General features: G+C 39.1%; 15 protein-coding genes and 1 pseudogene. 10 read left to right on the top strand and 6 right to left on the bottom strand.

Annotation, left to right across the window (positions count from 1 at the left end):
- The 5 genes and pseudogenes from ABJE44_RS11950 to ABJE44_RS11930 form a co-directional block, all read left to right on the top strand.
- Window positions 1-629: pseudogene (locus ABJE44_RS11950) on the top strand (leucyl aminopeptidase); the annotation flags it as partial.
- A gap of 31 nt (window positions 630-660) precedes the next feature.
- Window positions 661-1,128, top strand: coding sequence for a DNA polymerase III subunit chi (locus tag ABJE44_RS11945; RefSeq protein WP_348113308.1), 468 nt, complete (start codon window positions 661-663; stop codon window positions 1,126-1,128).
- Window positions 1,121-3,973: a valine--tRNA ligase gene (locus ABJE44_RS11940; protein WP_348113309.1), complete on the top strand. Its 2,853-nt coding sequence runs from the start codon at window positions 1,121-1,123 to the stop codon at window positions 3,971-3,973. The genes ABJE44_RS11945 and ABJE44_RS11940 overlap by 8 nt, the downstream gene beginning before the upstream one ends.
- A 14-nt stretch (window positions 3,974-3,987) precedes the next feature.
- The gene (locus ABJE44_RS11935) at window positions 3,988-5,490 is read left to right on the top strand and encodes a 5'-nucleotidase C-terminal domain-containing protein (protein ID WP_348113310.1); all 1,503 of its coding nucleotides are present in this window, start codon (window positions 3,988-3,990) and stop codon (window positions 5,488-5,490) included.
- Entirely contained in the window at window positions 5,487-7,115 is a 1,629-nt protein-coding gene (locus ABJE44_RS11930; protein ID WP_348113311.1) for a GGDEF domain-containing protein, read from the top strand. Before ABJE44_RS11935 ends, ABJE44_RS11930 begins: the two co-directional genes overlap by 4 nt.
- 289 nt (window positions 7,116-7,404) lie before the next feature.
- On the opposite strand, the gene ABJE44_RS11925 is transcribed toward ABJE44_RS11930, so the two are convergent.
- Both ABJE44_RS11925 and ABJE44_RS11920 read right to left on the bottom strand, forming a co-directional pair.
- Window positions 7,405-7,929: a DUF3016 domain-containing protein gene (locus tag ABJE44_RS11925; protein ID WP_348113312.1), complete on the bottom strand. Its 525-nt coding sequence runs from the start codon at window positions 7,927-7,929 to the stop codon at window positions 7,405-7,407.
- 48 nt (window positions 7,930-7,977) lie between these two features.
- Entirely contained in the window at window positions 7,978-8,340 is a 363-nt protein-coding gene (locus ABJE44_RS11920; protein ID WP_348113313.1) for a hypothetical protein, read from the bottom strand.
- A gap of 255 nt (window positions 8,341-8,595) precedes the next feature.
- Here ABJE44_RS11920 and ccoG point away from each other — a divergent pair, with 255 nt between their 5' ends.
- The 5 genes from ccoG to ABJE44_RS11895 all read left to right on the top strand — a co-directional run bounded on the left by ccoG (window position 8,596) and on the right by ABJE44_RS11895 (window position 13,595).
- Window positions 8,596-10,035 (top strand): cytochrome c oxidase accessory protein CcoG, encoded by a 1,440-nt coding sequence (ccoG, locus tag ABJE44_RS11915; protein WP_348113314.1) that lies wholly within the window; start codon window positions 8,596-8,598, stop codon window positions 10,033-10,035.
- A complete protein-coding gene (locus ABJE44_RS11910; protein ID WP_348113315.1) occupies window positions 10,032-10,997 on the top strand; it encodes a serine/threonine protein kinase in 966 nt (321 codons plus the stop codon). The genes ccoG and ABJE44_RS11910 overlap by 4 nt, the downstream gene beginning before the upstream one ends.
- Before the next feature lie 261 nt (window positions 10,998-11,258).
- Window positions 11,259-11,687 (top strand): phosphate ABC transporter substrate-binding protein, encoded by a 429-nt coding sequence (locus ABJE44_RS11905; protein WP_348113316.1) that lies wholly within the window; start codon window positions 11,259-11,261, stop codon window positions 11,685-11,687.
- 14 nt (window positions 11,688-11,701) lie between these two features.
- Window positions 11,702-12,814, top strand: coding sequence for a porin (locus ABJE44_RS11900; RefSeq protein WP_348113317.1), 1,113 nt, complete (start codon window positions 11,702-11,704; stop codon window positions 12,812-12,814).
- A gap of 151 nt (window positions 12,815-12,965) precedes the next feature.
- A complete protein-coding gene (locus ABJE44_RS11895) occupies window positions 12,966-13,595 on the top strand; it encodes a thiol:disulfide interchange protein DsbA/DsbL (RefSeq protein WP_133468727.1) in 630 nt (209 codons plus the stop codon).
- 79 nt (window positions 13,596-13,674) lie between these two features.
- Here the strand turns inward: ABJE44_RS11895 and ABJE44_RS11890 are convergent, their stop codons facing one another.
- The 4 genes from ABJE44_RS11890 to ABJE44_RS11875 form a co-directional block, all read right to left on the bottom strand.
- Entirely contained in the window at window positions 13,675-16,041 is a 2,367-nt protein-coding gene (locus ABJE44_RS11890; protein WP_348113318.1) for a DNA polymerase II, read from the bottom strand.
- Window positions 16,041-16,814: a GGDEF domain-containing protein gene (locus ABJE44_RS11885; RefSeq protein WP_348113319.1), complete on the bottom strand. Its 774-nt coding sequence runs from the start codon at window positions 16,812-16,814 to the stop codon at window positions 16,041-16,043. Before ABJE44_RS11885 ends, ABJE44_RS11890 begins: the two co-directional genes overlap by 1 nt.
- 208 nt (window positions 16,815-17,022) lie before the next feature.
- Window positions 17,023-19,596: an exo 1,3/1,4-beta-D-glucan glucohydrolase gene (locus ABJE44_RS11880; RefSeq protein ID WP_348113320.1), complete on the bottom strand. Its 2,574-nt coding sequence runs from the start codon at window positions 19,594-19,596 to the stop codon at window positions 17,023-17,025.
- A 256-nt stretch (window positions 19,597-19,852) separates the two neighbouring features.
- On the bottom strand, window positions 19,853-20,159 hold a 307-nt coding region (locus tag ABJE44_RS11875), incomplete at its 5' end, for a DUF3718 domain-containing protein (RefSeq protein WP_348113321.1).

Raw genomic sequence — 20,159 nt, 5'->3', positions numbered from 1 at the left:
GTGGCGCAGCAGGTGTACTAGGTGCGATGCATACTATTTCTGAATTAAACTTACCTATCAATATTGTTGGGGTATTAGCTGGATGTGAAAACATGCCAGATGCCAATGCTTACCGTCCAGGAGACATACTAACCACTATGTCAGGGCAAACGGTTGAAGTATTAAATACCGATGCAGAAGGACGCTTAGTGTTATGTGATGCATTAACCTATGTAGAACGTTTTGATCCTGAACTGGTCATAGATGTCGCCACCTTAACTGGCGCCTGTGTAGTCGCTTTAGGGAAACACGCCACCGGCGTTATGAGTAACCATAACCCACTAGCCCATGAGTTAATCAACGCCTCAGAACAAAGCGGAGATAAAGCTTGGCGATTACCTTTATGGGATGAATACCAAGACCAAATTGAAAGCCCTTTTGCCGATATGTCTAACTTAGGTGGTAGACCAGCAGGCACCATTACAGCAGCATGTTTCTTATCTCGCTTTACCCGCAAATACAATTGGGCACATATGGATATTGCAGGAACCGCTTGGGTAGGGGGTAAAAATAAAGGTTCTACTGGTAGGCCAGTACCTATGTTGTCACAATTCTTAATGAATCGAGCTGGCATAGAAACCGAAGACTAGCCCTAAAAACCAGATTAAGGCCATTTACAAGATGTCTAACGTCATGTTTTATCTACTTGATGAAACTCAAGAAAAACTCCAACAGCCGGCGCATTTTGCGCTGGCTTGTTTGTTAGCGACCCGCAGCTACAGACAAAAACAAAAATGCATAGTGTACTGCCAAGACCAAATCCAAGCAGAAAGCTTTGATGAGCTATTATGGCAATTACCCAATGATGCTTTTGTCCCTCACAATCTAGCTGGTGAAGGGCCTGTTGGTGGCGCACCGGTAGAAATATGCTGGCAAACACCCACTCAATTCAATCGCCCCATTCTTATAAACTTGTCTGATACTGTTCCGGCTTTTCACCAAAAGTTTAGACAAGTCATTGACTTTGTTCCTGCATTAGAAGCCTTAAAAGCGCAGGCCAGAGAACGTTATAAACAATATAGAGCCGTAGGTAATCAACTTGATACATTACCTGCCTCAAGCATAAATGAGACACAGAACCATGGATAAAACCTTTAACCCCCATAATATTGAACAAGAAATTTATAAAAATTGGGAGGACAGCGGTCAATTTAAACCGTCTGGTGAAGGTGAACCTTATTGCATCATGATCCCGCCACCTAATGTTACGGGTAGCCTGCACATGGGCCATGCATTTCAACAAACTATTATGGATTCTTTAACCCGCTACAAACGTATGTGCGGTAACAATACATTATGGCAAGTAGGAACAGACCATGCTGGTATCGCAACTCAAATGGTGGTCGAGCGCAAATTAGCAGCTGAAAATCAACCGACTCGTAAAGAAATGGGCCGAGATGCTTTCATAGAAAAGATATGGGATTGGAAAGCAGAATCAGGTAACACTATTACCAATCAGATGCGCCGTTTAGGGACCTCTGTTGATTGGGATAGAGAACGCTTCACCATGGACGACGGTTTATCTAATGCGGTTCAAGAAGTGTTTGTGCAGTTATATTCAGAAGATCTTATCTATCGTGGCAAACGACTCGTTAATTGGGATCCTAAATTACACACTGCCATCTCAGATTTAGAAGTAGAGAACAAAGATAAAAAAGGCCATATGTGGCACTTCCGTTATCCATTAGCTGACGGAGTGAAAACTTCTGATGGCAAAGGCTATCTGATCGTTGCCACTACTCGCCCTGAAACCGTTTTAGGCGATACAGGCGTAGCAGTTAATCCAGAGGACCCCAGATACAAGGATTTGATCGGTAAATTTATCGAGTTACCTTTGGTAGGCCGCCGTATCCCCATAGTAGGCGACGAACATGCTGATATGGAAAAAGGCACGGGCTGCGTGAAAATTACGCCAGCCCATGACTTCAATGATTATGAGGTAGGTAAACGTCACGAACTTCCTATGATAAACATTTTGACTTTCACTGGCGAAATTCGTCAAACAGCTGAAGTATTTGATACCAATGGTGAAGCCAGTGACGCATTAAGTGCAGATTTACCTGAAGCCTTCCAAGGGTTAGAAAGATTTGCAGCACGTAAGGCCGTGGTCGCTAAATTTGAAGAAATTGGTTTATTAGAAGAAATCAAAGATCATGACTTAACTGTACCCTATGGTGACAGAGGTGGCGTGGTCATAGAGCCAATGCTGACTGATCAATGGTATGTGCGTGCAGCACCGTTAGCAAAAGTAGCGACAGAAGCCGTTACCAGTGGTGAAATCCAATTTGTACCTAAACAATACGAAAATATGTACTTTTCTTGGATGAACGATATTCAAGATTGGTGTATCTCTCGCCAACTATGGTGGGGACACAGAATACCTGCATGGTATGACGAACAAGGCAAGGTCTATGTAGGTCGTGATGAAGCACAGGTCCGTGCTGAAAATAATTTATCAGAAGGTGTAAAACTCAAACAAGATGATGACGTGCTCGACACTTGGTTTTCATCTGCTTTATGGACGTTTTCCACACTAGGCTGGCCAGATAACACCGAGGACTTAAAAACGTTTCACCCTACCGATGTGCTAGTTACTGGGTTCGATATCATATTTTTCTGGGTAGCCAGAATGATTATGATGACAATGCACTTCATCAAAGACGAAAATGGTAAACCACAAGTCCCCTTTAAAACTGTTTACGTTACTGGCTTAATTCGAGATGACGAAGGCAATAAAATGTCTAAATCTAAAGGGAATGTTATCGACCCCTTAGATATGATTGATGGCATTTCATTAGACGATTTACTAGAAAAACGTACAGGTAATATGATGCAGCCTAAAATGGCTGAGAAAATCAAAAAGCAAACCTCTAAACAATTCCCAGATGGCATTGAGCAACACGGTACAGACGCTTTACGCTTTACATTAGCTGCCCTCGCCTCCACAGGTCGTGATATAAACTGGGATATGAAACGTCTAGAAGGTTACCGAAACTTCTGCAATAAATTGTGGAACGCCAGTAACTTTGTATTAATGAATACCGAAGAACACGATTGCGGATTTGACTCAGGCTCGGCTATGACCCTATCTCTAGCAGACAAGTGGATAATGGGCCAATACCAACATACTATTAAAGCTTACCGTGAGGCAATGGACACATATCGCTTTGATATTGCAGCAAAAATCATCTATGAATTCACTTGGGATCAATTCTGTGGCTGGTACATAGAGCTTACCAAACCTGTATTACAAAAAGGTGATGAACAGCAACAAAGAGGGACACGTCATACTTTAATAGTAGTGTTAGAATCACTGCTTAGATTAATGCACCCCATCATGCCGTTTATCACTGAAACCATTTGGCAGAATGTTGCTGTATTAGCAAATTGTCACAGCGCTACCATAATGAATCAAGCTTATCCTCAGTTTGATGAATCTAGTGTTGATGACATAGCCATGGCTGATTTAGAGTGGGTTAAAGGGTTTGTTGTAGCCATCAGAACCATACGCGGGGAAATGGACATTGCACCAAGCAAACCGCTTTCTGTGTTAATACGCAATGCATCAGATGAAGATATTCGACGACTTCACGAAAATAATATTTTCCTGCAATCCATAGCTAAACTAGAAGCAATTACCCCTATTCAAGAAAGTGAAGATACCCCCCCTTGTGCCACGTCGTTATTAGGCTCACTTGAGATAATGATCCCCATGGCAGGACTTATCGATAAAGACGCCGAATTAACACGAATAGCAAAAGCTTTGGATAAACTAGAGAAAGATTGTGCAAGAACGCAAGGCAAACTCAATAACGAGAAATTTGTTAGCAATGCCCCTGATGCTGTCATAGATAAAGAAAAAGCTAAATTAGCTGACTTTAGTATTCAAATAGATAAACTGAAAGAGCAGCAGGAAACAATTTCCAATTTATAAAATAGGGGGGGGGGATGTTAAAAACTATAATCATATTAATTTTTACATTAAGCATCTCTATTGCCCCCATATTGGTGGCTGCACAAGATTCAATAAAGCAGGCAACAATTGTGTTTACCGCTAATATGGCTGATGTTTCTGCAAAAGGAGGTAAAAGTTATAGCCGTTTAGCAACAGTGCTAAAGCAACAAAGAAACGAAAATAAAATGACTATTTTTGTGTTTGGGGGAGGCAGTGTTGGGCCAAGTCCAATGTCTAGTTTCGATCGCGGCTCGCATATTATCGACCTTCTCAATACACTCGAACCTGACTTAATGACCATAACCAAACGAGAATTCAGTTATTTTGAAGATGAGCTATCTTTACGCTCCTATGAAGCAGCTTTTCCTTTAATTGCCAGTAATATTTTCGATCCATTAACCCAAGGCAATCAGGATGGCTTACATCAATATGCTTTAATTGCTAAACCTGGTATCAAAATCGGGTTTATAAATATTGTTGAGAAAGAGGTTGTAACTGAGTATTTATTAAAAAGAATTGAAGTTGTACCTCCAGAAGCAGTCGTTCACTCTCTCGCCAATCAACTTAAGGCACAAGGTGCAGATTTAGTAGCTTTAACTTATTCAAAACCTCTCCTTTTATATCAAGATTTTTTAAATTCTGACATCATTGATTTTGCAATCAATATTCGCACTGACGGCGAAAATTTTAACCGAAGCATTATCACCCATAAGTACAATTTTCGTATCTCAGAAAAGAACAACGCCTTAAAGCTTGGTCTACAGTGGCAAGATTCCGAAAAACTGAACCTATATATCGAAAAAGAAGAAATCGAAGTAGGTGATTACCTTGAAGATCCTGAAGTAGCACTGCAGGTTAGCTCCTATAACACCCGGCTAGATAGACTCTTAAATCAGCACATAGGCACCCTAAAAACCCCTATGAACTCTATTCGGAAATCGGTGAGAACGGAAGAGAATGCCATGGCAAACTTTATAGTCGATGCCATGAGAGAATATGTAAAAGCTGATGTTGCAATACTAAACGGTGGCTCTATAAGAGGCGGTAAAACCTACACTGCCAACTCAGTTTTAACAAGAAAAGACATTGCTTTAGAGCTGCCTTTTAGAAGCCGTTTAATTAAAGTAAGTGTAACAGGGGCTGATATCAAAACCATTTTAGAGCATGGTGTAAGTGCTGTAGAGGAGCTCAAAGGTCGTTACCCTCATGTTTCAGGAATCAAATTTAAGTACGACACTGCAAATGCCAGGGGTAGCAGAGTCACTTCAATAACCTTTAATGGCAAAGCTGTAATCCCAACTGCCATCTACTCTCTTGCCACTTCTGACTATTTAATAGGGGGCGGTGACGAATACCCTTTAATAAAATCAGCTGATTCAACAAGTCAAACTAACGCAAGCCTACCGTTAATATCAGAAGTAATAATCAGTGCAATTCAGCGACAACAAGCTATTGCCCCTAGAGTGGATTCTAGAGTCTTGAGAGAAAATGAATGATCCTTAATAAGGCCTCAGTTCGCATACCACTAGTAAGAGTGTTTTCCTTAGCTTTATCAATTATTCTTGTATTGTTTTTATTGTTAAGCGGCTTAACTTTTTCAAAGTTACTCAACTTTGAATCGGTACTTAAAAGCTTCTCGAATAATGCAATGCCTAAGATAGTGTTGTCTAACAAACTATACAGCGAAGCAGCTCGATTACTTGAGTATACCAGCTTGTTATCAACCTCCTATTCAGATGCTGCTAAACGGCTAGCAACAACTCAACTATCAGAACAGGTAGCTAAGATCCGTACTTTATCAAGTAGCAACGCCAAAGATGAGTTTTTAGATACCCAGTTAGATGTTATAAGCATGGAATTATTTGAGTTTTCTGAGCTTATACAAGAGCGTTCTCATATAAATGTTACGCTTACCGCTAACGAAGAGCTTGTACATAAGCTATATATCAAGGCAAAGTCATTTAAGAGTAATAACAATTCAAGTTGGGAGGCAGATTTATCTCAATCTATTATTACTCTAGACAGAGCTTTAACCAGTAAGCGATTGCGAGAAACACGAAGTCTGTTCATGTTAATTGAGACTCAATTGAATAAACTCTATTCAATGCCTTTTAGTTTAGGAAATAGCGTTGCAAGGCAAAAGTTAACAATCGAATTAAAAAATTTGGTATTTCGTAACAATGGCATAGAAGAGTTAGTGATTGCTAACTTAAAGTTAATGGGCCGTGTTATTGGAAGAGAAAATTTTCTACATCATCTCATTAATGATTACACCCAACTTTTAGAATTAAATGCCAAAGTAATAGAAACCGATACATCTATTAAGATTTTGAAATCAGTAAAAGAAATTCAAAAACAAATAAACATTGTTGGCATCATCTTCATAAACGCCATAATAATTCTATTCTTAATTTCATTATTCATGCAACGAAAAATACTTAAAAGATTATTGTTAGTAAATCAAATGGTACAAAACAGGATCCATGGTAAAAATCATAAAGTCATAATTAATGGCAATGATGAAATCACCGATTTAGCCGAGACCTTTGAAGCATTTACTAAAACGATTGAACAGCAGAAGCAAGAGCTTAAACATATGTCGATGTCTGATAGCTTAACCGGCATTGCTAACCGCAGAGCAATGGACTTAAGACTTCAGCACGATATTGAATTATCAGTGAGACAAAAATCATCTGTAGCTCTGCTACTAATGGATATCGACTTTTTCAAACTTTACAACGACAACTATGGCCACGCGGCTGGAGATGAGTGTTTAAAATTAGTCGCTAATATATTAACTGGTGTTATGAAAAGAAAAGGAGACTTTGTTGCACGATATGGCGGTGAAGAGTTTGTTTGTGTACTGCCGGGCACAAACGCCGATAACGCACGAGATTTATCAACGGATATTATCAATAAGCTTGCTCAAGCGGACATACCTCACGAATATAGCGATGTGGCTAAACATATAACGTTTAGTATTGGGATTGCGATTTCAAATGCCGAACAAGTCTTGATGCCTGAAACTATCATTAAACAGGCAGATAAAGCGCTCTATTCTGCAAAAAACTCAGGAAAAAATTGCTTTAAACTCTACTCAAACGCTTTTGAGTCCAATTAGTTAACAAAAAATACTATCCTGAATACGGGATAAACCGAACCTCTCGCTCACGCTCCTTTTGTGCCTAGCTGCGGTGGGTTGTCTAACAATAACACGTTATTACGTAAGTCAATCTGCCTTGCTATACACTAAAAATTTCGTCATCGTGTGAGCCTTTAAGTGAAGATATTTGGATGAGCATTAGCAACCTATTGAATTATATGGTTAAAATTAGTTTTAACTATATTTCTGATCCAGAACTCAGGTTATCTAACATCAAAGTAATCTTAGCTACATTGCGTCTTTAAACTCAGTAACTTCTATTTGTAATAGCAAACTCTTTATCAAACCAACGTTTCAGCATACTTTTTTCATACCCCAGAGTGTCACTTCTATAGCGGTGACTTGTTCGACTCAGAAAAGACATATCCTTTAAATCAACATCTGCTCCCTGAAGGATTTCGCCTGAGTCAGACATCAGTTGATAATTAAAAGTCATCCTAGGAATATCTACATCTTTAATCACTCTGATGTCAGAAGAGCCATGTCCTAAACCAGTAAAAGAAGCAGGCCATACTTGTCCAGCTAAGTCTAAATCAGTTACTGTCATTAATAGCTTACTACCTTCAGGTAATTTACTACTCAACTCCTGCAAATATGTATCAAGTTTTTTAAAGGTAGATTCTCTAAATCGTTTTCTAGACTCGGAAGTCGGCCTTACATCGCGGTATTTTTCTGGGTCTTGCCACTGAACTTCCACTTGAGTCGCAGCCATCAGTTGAAAATTTGTGAGCAGTACAATTGCACTCAAACATGTTGCCATTGAAGTCTTCATAATTCCCACTCCTCTATAGAAAGAATAATCACCCGAGCTAAATAAAAATTAATATTTATCAAGGATTCCGGTACGAACAATTTCACCACATATATATTGTAGCGTAGCCCCGTAAATGTAGGGATTTTTGTCATTACTTTGACAGTAACGAAGATTAAAGTTTCCTAAGGCTGACATATTTTCAGTAACATCAAGCAAATAATCTTTTTGATACTCGCGCAAATTTTGGGTGTGCGGCTTTATTTCTTCTCTAAAGCTTTCTAATTGTTGTTTCTCAACAATTAAAGACGCTTCAAACATCCAATCAGCCATCTTTTTTTGGATATCAGCAACCCAAAACTGCACAAAAGGCGTCCGTAGAATTATCACTACCGCCAATATTCCAAATGCGCCTATAAACCATCGAAACATTATGCCTACACCACAATCAATAAAAAAATAATATACCACTATATTAAACCGACATCACTTAACAGGTAAATAACTAATGGTGACATGAACTTAACGAGCAAAAATGAAAAAATGTCAGCTGCTTTATATCAATTTAATATGAACACTAAATTTAAAATTCCTGATGGGCATCAAGCAGGGTTAATTAGATACTGGTATACTTGCTTTGAAAATTGCCTCAGTGCTTTTGCTTTTCTATTTTCTAAGGATCCACAAATGAGTGAGCGAATTCCCGTTAAAGATATCTCACCAGTAAAAGTTCATCAACCTGACAAAAACAAACATGACAATAGTTATACCCCCCGTAGCCACATATATGTAAGAGCGGTTAAAGGGGTGTTAGAGAATGTTCGACGATTTTTTGGATTATTCTTTTTAGGTATTTTTGCTATTTTCCCTTGGATTCAGTATCAGGGACACCAGGCTATTTTACTAGACATTGGTGCTCAAAGGTTCAATATTTTCGGTCTCACCTTATGGCCTCAAGATTTAACATTACTGGCCTGGATTTTAATTGTCGCAGCCTTTGCTTTATTTTTTGTCACTGCATTTGCAGGTCGAGTATGGTGTGGTTTTATGTGCCCACAAACCACATGGACATTTATTTACATTTGGTTTGAAGAGGCCATAGAAGGTAGCCGCAATAAACGTATGAAACTTGATCAAAGAGCTTGGGATTTTGACAAGTTTTGGCGCAAAACTTTAAAACACTTTGCTTGGATAACAGTAGCATTATTAACCTCGTTAATTTTCGTTGGTTATTTCACTCCAATAGACCAGCTGTTCATTGATTTTTTCACATTTTCCAGCAGCTTTTGGGCCACAGCTTGCGTATTGTTTTTCACTTTATGTACCTATGGTAATGCAGGTTGGATGCGCGAAATCATGTGTACTCACATATGCCCCTATGCTCGTTTTCAATCAGCCATGTTCGATAAAGATACCTTTACCGTCGGTTATAATGCGACAAGAGGAGAATCGAGAGGGCCTCGAGGTCGTAAAGCAACCCGCGAACAAAACCAAGAAAAAGGCTTAGGAGACTGTATAGATTGCAATTTATGTGTACAGGTTTGTCCGACTGGGATCGACATTCGTAACGGTCTGCAATACGAATGTATCAACTGCGGCGCTTGTGTAGATGCATGTAATGGCGTTATGGAAAAAATGAATTACCCTAAAGGATTAATAAGCTTTACTTCAGAAACTGAACTGGCCGGTGGTGTCACTAAAATTTTCCGTCCTAAGCTAATTGGCTATGCTGTTGTTCTAGTGTTAATGTCTGGTTTATTAGTGTTTGAAATTGCCACCCGCTCACCTCTGGAAATAGATATAATTAAAGATCGCACTCCTCTCTACAGAGAAACAGGAAACGGCATGATTGAGAATATATTTACGATAAAAATTCTCAACAAGTCTCAAAATCCACAGAAATACACAGTATCTGTATCTGGACTTCCCAAGCACACTTTAATAGGCACGCCAGAAGCAACAGTCGCAGGGGGCGAGCTATTTAACTTACCTATTAGTATCGCTATTAATCCTAATTACCTTGAAAAGACAGTCACTGAATTTCATTTTGAGGTAGATGCTGCCATCAACTCAGAAGAAATCATTCATGCTGAAGAAATCAGCAAGTTTTTGTATCCAGACTTATGACCACATTTGACTTTTCAGGGCTAACCCCAGACCTAATTTTAGACGCCATTGAATCCACTGGTATACGTGTAGAATCAGGATTACTTGCCTTAAACAGTTATGAAAATAGGGTATATCAATTTTTAGCCGAAGATAAAAAACGCTATGTGGTGAAATTTTATCGTCCACAGCGCTGGAACCAATTACAAATTCAAGAAGAACATGACTTTGCAGCTGAATTAGCCGCACACGAAGTTCCCATTGTGGCGCCTTTGACAATCTCAGAACAAAGCCTGCACATGTATCATGGCTATTTTTTTGCGGTTTTTCCCTCTGCTGGTGGCCGTCAATTTGAAGCCGATAATCTAGAACAATTAGAATGGATGGGACGCTTTATTGGGCGAATGCATGGCATATCCCAAAGCTCGCGCTTTAAACACAGGCCCTCTATTAACATAGAGTCCCACCTTTTAATTCCAGCTAATGAATTGACACAAAGCACCTTAATCCCTGCAGATTTGCATCATCCATTCTTTACCATATTAGAACAGGTCGTTGAGCTGACTAAAAAACGTTATAGTGATAGCACCCACATTCGACTTCATGGTGATTGTCATGCGGGTAATATTTTATGGAGAGACGGCCCCACTTTTGTTGATTTAGATGATTGTCGTTCAGGACCAGCAATTCAAGATTTATGGATGATGTTGTCTGGTGACAAGCAACAACAATTTATTCAATTAGACACGCTAGTGGAAGCCTACGAAGAATTTTGTGACTTTGATAGATCTCAGCTTAATTTAATAGAGCCATTGCGAGCAATGCGAATGGTTCATTATATGGCGTGGCTCAGCAAACGTTGGAATGACCCGGCTTTTCCCCAAGCTTTCCCTTGGTTTGCAGAAGGTAGATATTGGGAGCAACAAATACTCGCTCTAAAGGAGCAATTTTCTGCCCTACAAGAACCCGCTCTCGAACTTTAGAAAACCCGCAATACTAAAGTATAATAAAAAGTACTCATTAAGTTTTGCAATATTAAACATTTACGTCTACCTTAAAGAAAAATCCATGTAAAACAGCAGCTTACCACCAACCAACTACAGATACGCAGGTATATAAAAATATACTTTAAAAGCCCTATGCAAGCTAATTTTTGCTGGATAATAGCCACATCAAATCGGCTCCTCTAAAAACAATAATAAGCTGATGAGTATTTTTAATTAAATGACACATGAGAGTATTAAATGAACATAAAGACCTTTTCAAAAACACTCACTGGAATAGCCATAGGTTGTGCTATTTCATTCACTTCATTTGCTGAAGTAGTGGTTATAGTCCACCCAAGCAATGACGCAAATTTTAGTCAAAAAGTAGTTCAAAGAATTTATCTTGGTAAAGAAAAGAAGTTTTCTGATGGTAAAGAAGTGTTACCAGTAAACCAAGTACCATCATCTGCAGCAAGAGAGTCTTTTGATTCAGACACATTAGGACGCAGTACGACCCAAGTAGCAGCTTATTGGTCAAAATTAGTTTTTACCGGAAAAGGCATACCGCCAAAAGAGCTAGACAATGATGCAGCGGTTATCGCCATTGTTGCCGAAAATCCAAATGCTATCGGATACATAGACAGCGCTTCTGTAACTGGTGCAGTTAAAGCCGTTTCGTTAAACTAATTGAGGACAAATTCATGAAAAAATTACTAACTATTGCAGCCCTAACTGCCACCACATTCGCTGCTAATGCAGAAGTCAGAATTAACGGTTTTGCCAACTTAATTGGCGGCATCAGTAACACAGAAGGTTCACCATATGGTTACGGCGAAGATTTAAGTTTCTCTGAAGAAAGCTTATTTGCAATCCAAATAAGCGGCGATATCAATGAAAAAATGACAGCGACAGGCCAAATTGTAGCAAGAGGTGAAGACGACTACTCTCCTAACTTTGAATGGGCCTATATGACCTATGCTGCCTCTGATAATTTAAGTATTAGTGCGGGTCGTTTACGCTTACCTTTATTCCGCTATTCAGCATCATTGGATGTTGGGTACTCATATCACTGGATAAACGCACCACAAGCCGCTTATGACGTCCCTTTCAATAACCTAGATGGTTTACGATTTGATTATAGTAACTATGCTGGTGATTGGGAGTATAATCTACAGTTAGCTTACGGTACTTATGCAAACACAACTGAGGACTACAGTGTCGAAGGGAATGACGTTGTTGTGGCAAGTGCCGAGCTAACTTATGAATGGCTAAAATTAAGAGGTGTTTGGGGTACATCAAACACAACTTTAAACTTATATGCTTTGGAAGATACTTTTGCGGCTTTCGAAACAATATTGCCAGCTGATTTTTATGACTTATATGTGTCAGAAGATGATCGTGGCTACTTTATTGGTTTAGGTGCCGAAGTAGATATGTTCGATTGGTTTGTTAGCGGTGAAATAACGAGTGTTGATACACCAGATGCTTATCTAAGAGAAGACATGGCTTACTATGTAACTGCTGGTTTAAGAATTGGTAAATTTACACCATCTATCACTTATGAAGTAAAAGAAAGCGACGATGACTTTAAGTTTACTGAACAAATCAGTGCACTACCGTCAGCTGAACTACAGGCTTCACTTTATGGCATTCAGACTGTGTTAGATGATGATTTAAAAAACATAACTCTAGGTCTAAGATATGACTATGATACTAATATCGCTCTTAAGGCTGACGTATCAAAGTACACTGACGACTTAAATGAAGACAATGACGCGACTCTTGTTAGATTTGCAGTAAACTATGTTTTCTAAGCTCTAAAAAACGATTGATTAGGCCGCTTTATAGCGGCCTTTTTTATGCTTAAACAAGAAAAAATAATCACATTGCCTTACAAAGTCCTATCGGATTTTTTATACAGCTATGCTAACCTGCGGCTAGTTTTAAAATTTTTAGTGGAATATTATGAAAAGAATATTATTAGTACTTAGTTTAATCCTGTTTATCCCCCTTAACGCTGCAGCCCAAGCAAAATGGCAAGAAGGCGTTCACTACAACGTTATTGCTGAGAAAGCGACTGAAAAAAAACAAGTAATGGAATTTTTCTCTTTTTGGTGCCCCCACTGCTTTAGCTTTGAACCTCTAGTTAAAAGCATGAAAAATAAATTAGCTGATGATGTAGACTTCAAAAAAGTGCACGTTAACTTCATGGGCTTTACTTCTCCTAAAATTCAGGATGAAGCAACACGTGGCATGATGGTCGCGAGAGCGTTGAAAAAAGAAGAGCAATTAAACGGAGCCATTTTTAAATATGTACATGTGCAGCGCTCTAAAATTACTAGCCTAAACGATATAAAAAATATATTTGTTGTGAATGGCGTTGAGCCAGCAGATTTCGATAAAATGGCATCTAGCTTCGGCGTAAACAGCCTAGTGCAAATGAATAACAAAAATATAAACCAATACCGCAAACACGTTAGCAGCGTTCCTAATTTCATTATTAATGGTAAATACCAAGCCGTTTTCAATAAAGATAGAAACCTAACTCAAGATGACATGGTTGACTTAGTAGTGTGGTTGTCTACACAAAAATAAATCGTATAGCGAATAGCAATATTTCTTAGCAAGGGTGTCATTTAATGTAAATGACACCCTTTTTTGTATCAAAGGCTATTTAGAACAACCCAAGTTGCTGACCTGTTATCTCTTCAAACGAGACGCCTATAAATGGCAAAATCCCCTCTGCTATAGGTCTAATTTGTTTTTCAATATAATGTTCATAGTCAATGGTACTAACTTGATACTCAATGGGCTCGGGTCCATTTATGGTTATTAAATAGCTAATCCACCCCTTGTTTTGATACTTCACGGGTTTTCCCAAACTAGTATTTTTTTCATCGGCTATTCTTGCTGCTTTGACATGGGGTGGTACATTTTTGACGTACTGAACTAACTTTCGGCGAATACGTTTACGATATACCAGTAATTCGTCATACTTCCCTTTACGGGTGCCTTGCACTACATCTTGTAAGTATTGATGTACATTCTCTTTAGCAAACACCATTTTATATAAAGTTAACTGGAACTGTTTAGCCAAAGGCGTCCAGTCTGAGCGCACGGTTTCTAACCCTTTAAACACTAACTCATCACCTTTCTGACCCGTTTTGACACCTGCATAGCGTTTTTTACTGCCTAACTCAGAACCGCGAATAGTGGGCATTAAAAAATCTTTAAAGTGGGTTTCAAATTCAATTTCTAATTCACACTCTAAAGCAAACTCCTCTTTTAAAACGGTTGACCAATTTTCATTAATCATTTTCGCTAAAGATTGCCCCACATTTTTAGCTTCTTCAGTCGTAAACTCTCCGTCTAACCAAACAAATGTTGAATCTGTGTCACCATAAATAACTTGATACCCAGCCTCTGTAATCCATTTTGCAGTTGTTTGCATAATGTCATGACCTCGAAGCGTGATAGAGCTTGCTAACCGGGTATCGTAAAATGGGCATCCACCTGAGCCTAAAACACCGTAAAAAGAGTTCATTAATATTTTGATAGCCTGGCTACGAGGTGCATCATAATTCTTTTTAGCTTCATCTCTTTGTTTCCACAAAGACTCGATTATGTGCGGTAAAAAATGTTTATCTCGGCTGAATTTGCCACCCCGATATCCTTCTACTGCATCTTCTGGAGACTTTAAGCCTTCAACTAACCCCAAGGGATCTATTTTAAATGTACGAATAATAGAGGGATACAAGCTTTTAAAATCCAACACCAACACGTGCTCATAAATACCAGGTTTTGAATTCATCACATAACCACCAGGGCTTGCTAGACCACCATCTACGGGGCGGTTAGGAGCAATATAGCCAGCTCTGTGTAACTTGGGCAGATACAAATTTACGAAGGCGGCAACCGAGCCCCCCATTCGGTCTAATTCAAGTCCTGTGAGCTGACTTCGAAGCACTAAAAAGTCCAGTACTTTGGTTTTTTCAAATATATCTAAAACAAGCCGACAATCTTCGAGGTTATATTCAGCCAGTTTAGGTTTATTGTGAAGAAAATCATGCTCAATATGAGCAAGGCGATTATCAACATCTTCAGTCTTTTTGCCTCGACCTAGCAATGCTTGAGCAACACTTTCAAGACTAAAACTATCAAATTGATAAGTCGCTGTTTTTAGTGCTTCAATTCCATCGATTACCAATCGCCCAGCAATTGTCACAAAACCTTGATAACTATCATTACGAGCATCTCGCCATGAAATACCCTGTCCGTCACGACCTATATTTAATGCTACCCCACACACTTCTGCACGCTGCAGTAGTAACCTAAAATCAAAATTGACTATATTCCAACCTATGATTAAATCTGGGTCAAAATGATTAAGCTGCTCTACAAGTTTTAGCAATAGCTGTTTTTCATCTGCAACCCAAGTAATCCAGTCTGGTGCGGACTCTGGCTCTCCTATCATCAACACGGATTGGAAATTGTCACTCGCTAAACCAATCGAAAACAAATGTCCTTTTTCACTGCACTCTATATCTAAAGATAGAACCTTAAATTTAGGGACAAATTCACCGGGCTTACAATTTATATCAATTAATGCAGTACTAGCAGCCTTGTTAATATCTGAAGTATCTAAGTGTCCAATGAATTTTGCGCTGCCGTATACAAAACGCTCCATTAAAAACCTGTCGGTTAGTCTTATATCAGCTTCAAAATGAGATAGCTGATGGTGCTTAAGTAGCTTTCTAGCTTGGAAAAAGGAGGATAAAGTATCAAAGTAAACACCTCCAACCTGCTGGTGTTTAAAGGTAGATATCGCTAAGGACTTATAACTATGCTTAATGCCATTGGCATAAAATATTTCACATATCTCTGTTTTATCTGCCTGAAGCACAAAAAATAAAGCTTGTTGAGGAGGTGTAGTGGCTCTAACGGGGCCCGTTTTTGTCAAAAACCAAAAGTCTAAGTAGGTTTTACCCTCTCTATCAAATGTGTTCGCTGTTAGCACAAACCCATCTAAAATTTCAGACATTACAGGCCTGGTTCATCTGAACGGTCACACACTACCACAATATTTCTACTGTTTTCTTTGGCGCGGTACAAGGCTGTACTGGCTAATTGCAACATAATATCTGACGTGTCGCTTTCCTTATATTCGCAGATACCCGCTGAAAGGGTTACATCTAAATCTGGCATATTAACCTTTTCACTAACCTCATTCATGGCTCTGCGTAAATGTTCTATTGCTAAATAGGCTTTATTTCTATGGGTATCGGGCATTAGTATTAAAAACTCTTCTTCACCGATTCTTCCCAATAAAAATGTATTAGAGAGGTTTTCAACACACAGCTCTGAAAACAATTTAAGCACTTTGTCCCCAGTAAAATATCCAAACTTATCATTAATTTGTTTAAACCAATCAATATCCACTAGCGCCAGAGACAAAGTTTCACCACGAGCTTTAGCTTCAGTTAACTGTGCCTCAACACCCTCTAAAATTTGCCCCCTATTCATTAAACCCGTTAAGTCATCGATTGTTGCTAACCTCTCGAGTTTACGAGCTAAGCGTCTGTTTCTAATTGTTTGCAGCAGTAACATAGTAATCACTGCCGTTAGCAACACAACACCAATCAAAATGTACCAGTTCCGAGCACCTGAAAGGTCTTCCGTAATGAATGCTTGTGCACTCACCCTATCTTGATAGCTAAAAAATAAACCAGTAATAACAAAAAATTGATAAAATGTATGAGGATAAAAATATTGAGAAAATTTTACACTAGGCAGACTGAATGGCAGATTCAACAAAGAGCTTTCCTAAAAATTGAAGTTAAAACGCCACAATAGTAACAATTATATTGACCATGGCTAGGGCTGTTGAGCTCTATTATATTTTTTTGTAGCTAGGTGTGCAGAATTCAAACTGAATAGTATATTGAGCAGAAAGCGAAATGTAGCATTTAACCCACTCTTCTTGGCTTTAAACATTAAAACCAAGAAGAGGGCGTTATTTTACTTATAAAGTACAACTACTACCTGGTGTACCTTCAACTATATTAATTGCACTTAACTGTATAGATAAGCCAGCATCTGAACTAAGTAAGAAAGGGACGTTTACTTCATCTAACCTGGATTCGTCGTCTTTGAAGCAACTTATATCAATTTTTGCTGTGTGCCATTCAGACATGGCCTTGCTTTTTAAAGCTTCAGTGATATCAAACTCTTTGGCACATTCAAGACCACAGCCTAGGGATAAATTCACCTCAGTAGCTGTATGCACCAAGACATTATAAGCAAACTCAATGGCCATACCACCAGACGCTTTTTTACTGAGGTCAACAGGGTTACCTTGAATCGAAACATTACCTTGGCCAGTCCAGTTAACCTGGACTATATCTTCTTGTGCTTTAAAGTCTTTTGCTTGAATTTCAACTTTTGATTGTGAACTAATTTGATGATTTGAACTCACTTGGGTATTACCACCAGCATCATTCAACACCAAACGCCAGGGTTGTACTGGATCTCCAGCAAATAAGAAGTGGCTATCGTTTACTGTACTTAAAGAAGGGTCAATCTCTTCATTTAATTGCTCTAGATTTTGACTGTCATTAATGGATAAACCATAACCATACGCAAAAAGAGGATCATATTCAGCATTACCAATATTAAGCTCCACATCAAGGGGATCCTTAGGCCATGAGAAAGACAAACGCCCAGTGAAGTCATACTGGGTATTTCCTTGAGCATCGGTAAATAATAAATCCGCAATACCAGCCCCTTCAGTACCTGGCAACCATGCTGCAACGAACGCATCGGATGCATTAAGTTCCGGATTTACCCACATAGCACGGCCAGATAAAAATACCACAACGGTTGGGATCCCTTGGGCTTTATAAGATTTCAATAATGCTAAGTCTCCAGTTGGTTTGTAATCTAAATCAGTCACATCCCCTTGAAACTCTGCATATGGCTGTTCGCCAAATACAACAATCGCCACATCCGGCTTTTCATCAAAACTACCATTTTCACTTAAGGTAGCAACACCGCCGGCACGTTGTACTGCATCTTCAATACCTGCGTAAATCGAATCAGCATTAGGAAAGTCAGAGTTTTTATTACCTGTCCCCTGCCAAGTTAACGTCCAACCACCTGATTGTTGGCCAATATTGTCAGCGCCTGCCCCCGCAACTAAGACTTTGCTCTTAGGGCTTAATGGCAAAATATTATCGTTGTTTTTCAACAGAACTAAAGATTTTCGCACCGCATCACGAGCTACCGCTCTATGCTCAGCTGCTCCTAACAATTCGTACTTACCAGCATAAGGGCGCTTTGACGGAAGGCCAGCTGTAAATAAACCCGCTCTGAATTTTACCCGTAAAATTCTAGACACAGCTTCATCAAGTCGTGCTAGGCTAATTTCACCAGACTTAACTTGCTTTAAAGTATTGTGGTACAACTGCTCCCAACTATCAGGCGCCATAAACATGTCTAACCCAGCATTCATTGCCTGAGGACAAGACACATTACTACATCCAACAACTTGCCCATGACCGTTCCAATCACCTACTACAAAGCCATCAAAACCTAACCTATCAACTAAAATATCGTTCAGCATTTGACGGCTACCATGCATTTTTCTACCGTGCCAACTATTAAACGAAGCCATAACAACTTGAGCACCATGCTCGATAGCAGGTGGATACCCAGCCCCATGTATATCACGCATTACCGCCTCGCTTACATAGGTATCGCCCTGATCTTTACCATCCTTAGTGGAACCATCACCTAGAAAATGCTTAGCATTTGCTAACAAGTGGCCATCACCTAAAAAGCTATCGGTATTAGGCACCCCTTGAATACCTTCCACCAAAGGACCTGAATATTTAGCGACTACTTCTGGATTTTCTGAATAACTTTCATAGGTGCGGCCCCACTTATCGTTTTGAACTACAGCAAGCGTAGGGGCAAACGTCCAATCGATGCCCACGACTAATATTTCTTTAGCGGTAACAGAACCGATATTGCGCATCAAATCTACATCATTTGTAGCACCTAAGCCTATGTTATGGGGGAAAATTGTCGCTCCTAAAACATTATTATTGCCGTGAACCGCATCTATACCCCACAAAGCTGGAATAGCAACGCCACCATCAGATGCATCTGTAGAAGCCAGCCAAAATTCATCAGCTAACTTCAGCCATTCTTCAGGGCTTGCGTGATTATTCCCATTTGGCGCACTATTCCCACCATTCAGTATCGACCCTAAATGATAATGGGTAACCTGTTCTGGAGTAACAGATGCAATATCCGCTTGAATAACTTGCCCTACTTTTTCTTCTAACGTCATTTTTTCAAGCAGTGCAGCAATTTTCGCTTCTTGCTCAGCACTACGTTTAATGGGTGACTCAGATTTTGGCCAGTTGTTAGGATCAACCTTGATAGCACTAATATTAGGGGCTAGCAGAGGAACAACTTGTTCAGACGGAGCGTCACTATCTGAGTCAGAACAACCAGTGAAAGCCAATAAAATAGGGAGAAGTATGGTAGTTTTTGCTACGAAAGTTTTTTTACTTAGATTGATTATCCGCAAGTCAAAGCCTTTAAGTTTATTTAGTTAAATGGAAACGATTTCACAAAAATAAACAAACCCAACACAATAATCAATTTAATCCATCTAAATTTTTTAATCTTACTTCTAAACTGAAGTTAAATAACAATAGATTTCCCCTCAAACAAAAAAAGCGACCTCATATGAGGTCGCTTTCAAAGTAACTTACATCAGTAAAAGTAAGTTACTTTCCATGTTGAACTGGGAGTTCAAGAAGCAACAAACTTTTAAGTTTTAGTTAGATGCGATCGTTTAGCACAGCTACAATAGGAGAAGTCGCTAGGCCATTTTCTGAAGCCCAATCTAAAACCGTTTTACCATCTTTCTCTGGAGCAGAAAGGTCACCTTTAGGCATTTTCTTAACCATTAAAGTACCTGTTTCAACTGCATTATTTAACATAGCGGTACGAATTAGGCTGTTACCGCCACACGAAACGCCTGTGTAGTAATCTTTTAATTTTAATCTGAAATCAGACTGTACTCGCTTCATTTTCTTACGTAATTCGCCTTTATCATCGGCTTTTACAATAGTACAAATATTCTGT

Source organism: Paraglaciecola sp. (assembly GCF_039942875.1).
GTDB lineage: Bacteria > Pseudomonadota > Gammaproteobacteria > Enterobacterales > Alteromonadaceae > Paraglaciecola.
Note: the sequence above shows the minus strand (reverse complement) of the source record. Positions and strands in the feature narration are given on the sequence as shown.

Coding starts and splice junctions, on each gene's coding strand:
- ABJE44_RS11945 (WP_348113308.1), top strand. CDS start 661: ATGTCTAACGTCATGTTTTATCTACTTGATGAAACTCAAGAAAAACTC.
- ABJE44_RS11940 (WP_348113309.1), top strand. CDS start 1,121: ATGGATAAAACCTTTAACCCCCATAATATTGAACAAGAAATTTATAAA.
- ABJE44_RS11935 (WP_348113310.1), top strand. CDS start 3,988: ATGTTAAAAACTATAATCATATTAATTTTTACATTAAGCATCTCTATT.
- ABJE44_RS11930 (WP_348113311.1), top strand. CDS start 5,487: ATGATCCTTAATAAGGCCTCAGTTCGCATACCACTAGTAAGAGTGTTT.
- ABJE44_RS11925 (WP_348113312.1), bottom strand. CDS start 7,929: ATGAAGACTTCAATGGCAACATGTTTGAGTGCAATTGTACTGCTCACA.
- ABJE44_RS11920 (WP_348113313.1), bottom strand. CDS start 8,340: ATGTTTCGATGGTTTATAGGCGCATTTGGAATATTGGCGGTAGTGATA.
- ccoG (WP_348113314.1), top strand. CDS start 8,596: ATGAGTGAGCGAATTCCCGTTAAAGATATCTCACCAGTAAAAGTTCAT.
- ABJE44_RS11910 (WP_348113315.1), top strand. CDS start 10,032: ATGACCACATTTGACTTTTCAGGGCTAACCCCAGACCTAATTTTAGAC.
- ABJE44_RS11905 (WP_348113316.1), top strand. CDS start 11,259: ATGAACATAAAGACCTTTTCAAAAACACTCACTGGAATAGCCATAGGT.
- ABJE44_RS11900 (WP_348113317.1), top strand. CDS start 11,702: ATGAAAAAATTACTAACTATTGCAGCCCTAACTGCCACCACATTCGCT.
- ABJE44_RS11895 (WP_133468727.1), top strand. CDS start 12,966: ATGAAAAGAATATTATTAGTACTTAGTTTAATCCTGTTTATCCCCCTT.
- ABJE44_RS11890 (WP_348113318.1), bottom strand. CDS start 16,041: ATGTCTGAAATTTTAGATGGGTTTGTGCTAACAGCGAACACATTTGAT.